Annotated in this window: 5 protein-coding genes; 4 read left to right on the forward strand and 1 reads right to left on the reverse strand. The window is 72.4% G+C overall.

Translation table 11 applies throughout. The features are described 5' to 3' along the window. Positions 1-220: 220 nt before the first annotated feature. Both VGH76_RS27490 and VGH76_RS27495 read left to right on the forward strand, forming a co-directional pair. Positions 221-424, forward strand: a complete 204-nt coding sequence (locus tag VGH76_RS27490) for a hypothetical protein (protein ID WP_331559947.1) — start codon at positions 221-223, stop codon at positions 422-424. Between the two features lie 37 nt (positions 425-461). Next, positions 462-944 carry a nitroreductase/quinone reductase family protein gene (locus VGH76_RS27495; protein ID WP_331559948.1) on the forward strand — a complete coding sequence of 161 codons (483 nt, stop codon included), beginning with the start codon at positions 462-464 and terminating at the stop codon, positions 942-944. 54 nt (positions 945-998) lie between these two features. Here VGH76_RS27495 and VGH76_RS27500 read toward each other — a convergent pair whose 3' ends face one another. Beyond that, positions 999-2,513 carry an AMP-binding protein gene (locus tag VGH76_RS27500; RefSeq protein ID WP_331559949.1) on the reverse strand — a complete coding sequence of 505 codons (1,515 nt, stop codon included), beginning with the start codon at positions 2,511-2,513 and terminating at the stop codon, positions 999-1,001. Positions 2,514-2,664: 151 nt separating this feature from the next. On the opposite strand from VGH76_RS27500, the gene VGH76_RS27505 reads away from it, so the two are divergent. Together VGH76_RS27505 and VGH76_RS27510 are read left to right on the forward strand one after the other, a co-directional pair. Then, on the forward strand, positions 2,665-3,231 hold the full coding sequence (locus VGH76_RS27505; RefSeq protein ID WP_331559950.1) for a GntR family transcriptional regulator: 567 nt from the start codon (positions 2,665-2,667) through the stop codon (positions 3,229-3,231). Positions 3,232-3,328: 97 nt separating this feature from the next. Further along, a partial coding sequence (locus tag VGH76_RS27510; RefSeq protein WP_331559951.1) for an acyl-CoA dehydrogenase family protein occupies positions 3,329-4,330 on the forward strand: 1,002 nt, incomplete at its 3' end.

A 4,330-nucleotide genomic window follows, 5' to 3' on the forward strand; every position in this document is an offset into this window, starting at 1 on the left:
TGGGAGAAGCTCGTCGACGGGGCGACCGTCCGGCAGCCGCTCGGGCCGGCGGCCTGGGGACCGGCCTACGGGATGCTCACCGACCGGTTCGGCGTCACCTGGGTCCTCGACGTGGCGGTGGAGCACGCCGCGTCCTGAGCCCGCGCCACCCTCGTCGAGGCTGTGATCGACAGATCCTCGCTGTTACCGTCGACCGGACGATCCGGACAGGAGGTGCGCCATGACCGGCGGACCAGGCATGGGCGGCGACTCGTTCACCAACTTCACGACCGGACGGGCCGGCCAGCGCCGGAGCTCCGCGGACGTCGGGCCCTCCGAGGAGGTGCGCCCGTCGGAGCTGGGTGGGATCGGCACCCCGGCGTTGATCATCGCGATCGTGATCGTCCTGGGGGCGGTCGCCTTCCTGATCATCGCGTCGATGTAGACCGCGACGCTCGGAAGAGCGACACATGATCACCGGGATGACGAGGATCCGGACGCCCTGGCCTCGGATCCTCGTCATCGTGGTGATCACCGGAAACGTCGTCGCCGCTCCCGCCGGGGCGGGGCTACCGTGGACCCATGACCAGCACGGGACTCCGCCGGTGACCGCGGTGCAGCGTGCGGCGGTGGTGGTGAACGCGGTGGTGCGACCCTTCGTCGCGTCGTCGCTGGGTCGGCGCCTCGTCGGCGGGACGCTGACGCTGGTCACCTACCGGGGGCGGCGCTCCGGGAAGGTCGTGACCATCCCGGTCGGCTACGTCCACCGCGGGGACGAGGTCAGCATCGGGGTCGAGTTGCCGGACCAGAAGGTCTGGTGGCGCAACTTCACCGGGGACGGCCACCCGATCGCGATCCGGCTCGACGGCGTCGACCGCACCGGCCACGCCGTCGCCGAGCGCGCCGACGACGGCCGGGTGCACATCGCGGTGGCCCTCGACCCCGAGCCGGCCGCGACACGCTGAGCAGCCCGCGTGCGGGCGGCCCCGGCTGCCTCACCACCCACGACGAGGGTCCCGTCAGGAGCGCGTGACCGAGTCGGCATGCTCGGCCAGTCGGTGGAGCGCGGCCCGGTCGGGCTTGCCCTGCTCCGTGAGTGGCACTCGGCCGACGACGAGGACGACGAGGCTCGTGGCCACGGCGTCGCCGTGCTCGCGGCGCACCGCCTCGACGCAGGCGGCGGGCTCGACCTCGCCCCCCGGCCAGGCGACGGCGGCGACGATGCGCCGGCCCCACGCGAGTTCCGGGACCACGACCGCGTAGCGGACCTGCGCCAGGCGGCACAGCGTGTCCTGCAGCGCGACAGGGGTGACCAGCACGCCACCGACGATCTCGCAGTCGGCGGCCCGTCCGAGCACATGGAGATAGCCCTCGTCGTCGAGGCGGCCGAGGTCGCCGGTGCGGTACCAACCGTCGACGAAGTGCTCGGCCTCCTCGACAGGCCGGTGCCGGTAGCCGGAGGCCATTGCCGGGGAGCGCACCTCCATCGATCCCGACGACGGGTGCACGGCGCCCGCGGAGTCACGGAAGCGGACGTCGACGCCCGGCACGATGTGCCCCGCGCACGTGAATCGGTCGGGGCTCTCGAGATCGTGTTCCGCGGGCGGGAGCGCGCTGACGATGCCCATCTCGCTCGCTCCGTAGGTGTGAGCGACCACTGGGCCGAGGCGCTCGCGGGCTCGGCGGCGCAGCACAGGGGCGGCGTTCGCCCCGATGTGCGTGAGCGCCCGCAGCGAGCTCAGGTCGCGGCGGGCGAGGTCGGGGTGGTCCATCAGCTCGAAGAGCTGTGGTTCCACGAGGAACAGGTCGGTGATCCGCTCGGCCTCGACGGTGGCCAGTGTCATCGCCGGCTCGATGCCCTCCTGCAGGACCACGGTGCCGCCGCCGAGCAGGGTCTGGTCGACGAGGACCTGGGTGAGGTAGGCGAGGTTGCCGTCGGCGAGCTGGCGCCGCTCGGGCCTGGGCGGGGTGCGCACGGCCGCGGTCCACGCGGTGAAGTCGCGGACGCTGCCCTTGGGCACGCCGATGGTGCCGCCCGAGGAGGTGACCACCGCGAGATCGCCCGCCCGCGCGGCGGAGGGGACGGGATCCGCGGACACCGCGACGGCCGCCTCGTCCAGGCGGTGCGCGACGCCGGACACCGGGCCGCCGACCGCGGCGAGGGGGACGTCGGTGTCCGGGACGAGGTGGGCCGTACCGGGCTCGACGACGAGCAGGCGCGGCGCGAAGTCGACCAGCATCCGGGCGCGCACGGCCGGGTCGGGCGGCGCTGACAGGTAGACCGACGCGGCACCCACGAGGTGCGTCGCGTAACGGACGACGAGGCTCTCGGGGCGGTCCGCCGCGTAGATCGCGACGAGGTCCCCGCGCCCGATGCCGAGCTCGCCCAGCACCCGGGCGTGGCGGTGGACGGCGTCGAGCAGAGCCCGTCCGGAGACGTCGCGGTGCTCGTGGCGCACCACGGTGCGCGCCCCCGCGGCGGCCAGCACCGCGACGAGGTCCTCGATGTAGGGCACGGGCGGGTCGGACCTCACCGTCGCGACCCTAGGGCGAGCGCGCACCGTTCAGGAAGAACCCGCCGCTCCGTGATCTGGACGATCGTCCAACGCTGCTACGGTCGACGCAGGACAGGGGACTCGGACAGCGCCGTTCGGCCGGGTGATGTTCGAGGCTGGGGGCCGGACGATGACCGACGAGACGGTCGCGATCTCCGATCGCGGGAGGAGCCGCCGCCAGCTGCCCGAGGAGGTCGCGGCCTACGTCCGCGAACTGATCATCTCGGGTCGGATCCGGCCCGGGGAGTTCCTGCGGCTCGACCGGATCGCCGAGGCCGTGGGGGTCAGCAACACGCCGGTCCGGGAAGGCCTCCTGACGCTGCGCAGCGAGGGCTTCGTCGAGCTCGTCCCGCGCCGGGGCTTCGTGGCCGCCGCCTTCAGCGAGCAGGACGCCGGGCGGATCGCCGCGGTCGGTCACGCGTTCCACCGGGAGATCAACCTCGCCGCGGACTCCCGGCGTCTGGCCTTCCTCCTCGGCGCCGCGGTCAGGCAGCTGCCGAACCGGTTCTACGCGTCGATCGCCGGCCGGGTGGAGAGCGCGCGCCGCGACCACCCGAGGATGCTCGAGGCCCTCCACCGGGGTGACGCGGCCGCCGTGGGTGAGCTGATGACCGGGCACATCCTCGCGGGCTCGGACGAGCTGATCGAGGATCTCGCCGCGGGCGGCCTCTGGGCGCGGCACGAGAACGCCTCCTGACCTCGGACCCCTCGTCCGGTGGCCGCTCGCCGTGCGCTCCGCGCGCGGGGCCGCATGATGGCGGGAGCGTCCGTGCAATCGGTAGGAGTGATCCGACGTGTCCAGCCTGTCGTCCGAGGAACAGTTCGTCGTGGAGACCGTGCGGGCGTTCGTCGACAAGGACGTCAAGCCGGTCGTCGCCGAGCTCGAGCACACCAACACGTACCCCGAAGCGCTGATCGAGTCGATGAAGGAGCTCGGCATCTTCGGGCTCGCGATCCCCGAACCGTGGGGCGAGGCCCCGGTGTCGATGCCCTGCTACGCGCTGGTCACCGCCGAGCTCGCCCGCGGCTGGATGTCCCTCGCGGGCGCGATGGGTGGGCACACCGTCGTCTCCAAACTGCTGGTCGCGTTCGGCACCAAGGAGCAGCAGGACCGCTATCTACCGCGCATGGCCACCGGTGAACTGCGCGCGACGATGGCGCTCACCGAACCCGCAGGCGGCTCCGACCTGCAGGCCATGACCACCACCGCCCGCCGTGACGGCGACTCGTACGTGGTCAACGGGTCCAAGACGTGGATCTCCAACGCGCGGCGGTCGGGGCTGATTGCCCTGATGTGCAAGACCGACCCGGACGCCGAGCCCAAGCACAAGGGCGTGTCGATCCTGCTCGTCGAGCACGGACCCGGCCTGGAGGTCTCCAAGGACCTCGCCAAGCTCGGCTACAAGGGCGTCGAGGCCTGCGAGCTCAACTTCACCGACATGGCCGTCCCCGCCGACGCCGTGCTCGGCGGTGAGGAGGGCCGGGGGTTCTCCCAGATGATGAAGGGCCTCGAGACCGGTCGTATCCAGGTCGCCTCCCGCGCCCTCGGGGTCGCGAACGCCGCGTTCGAGGACTCGCTGCGCTACGCCCAGGAGCGCGAGGCCTTCGGCAAGCCCATCTGGCAGCACCAGTCCATCGGCAACTACCTCGCCGACATGGGCACCAAGATCACCGCTGCGCGGCAGCTGATCCTGCACGCCGCGGAACGCTTCGCCTCCGGCGAGCGCAGCGACATGGAAGCCGGCATGGCCAAGCTGTTCACCTCCGAGATCGCCATGGAGGTCGCCCTGAACGCG

Source organism: Actinomycetospora sp., from assembly GCF_036497585.1.
Classification (GTDB): Bacteria; Actinomycetota; Actinomycetes; order Mycobacteriales; family Pseudonocardiaceae; genus Actinomycetospora.

Coding starts and splice junctions, on each gene's coding strand:
- VGH76_RS27495 (WP_331559948.1), top strand. CDS start 462: ATGACGAGGATCCGGACGCCCTGGCCTCGGATCCTCGTCATCGTGGTG.
- VGH76_RS27505 (WP_331559950.1), top strand. CDS start 2,665: ATGACCGACGAGACGGTCGCGATCTCCGATCGCGGGAGGAGCCGCCGC.
- VGH76_RS27490 (WP_331559947.1), top strand. CDS start 221: ATGACCGGCGGACCAGGCATGGGCGGCGACTCGTTCACCAACTTCACG.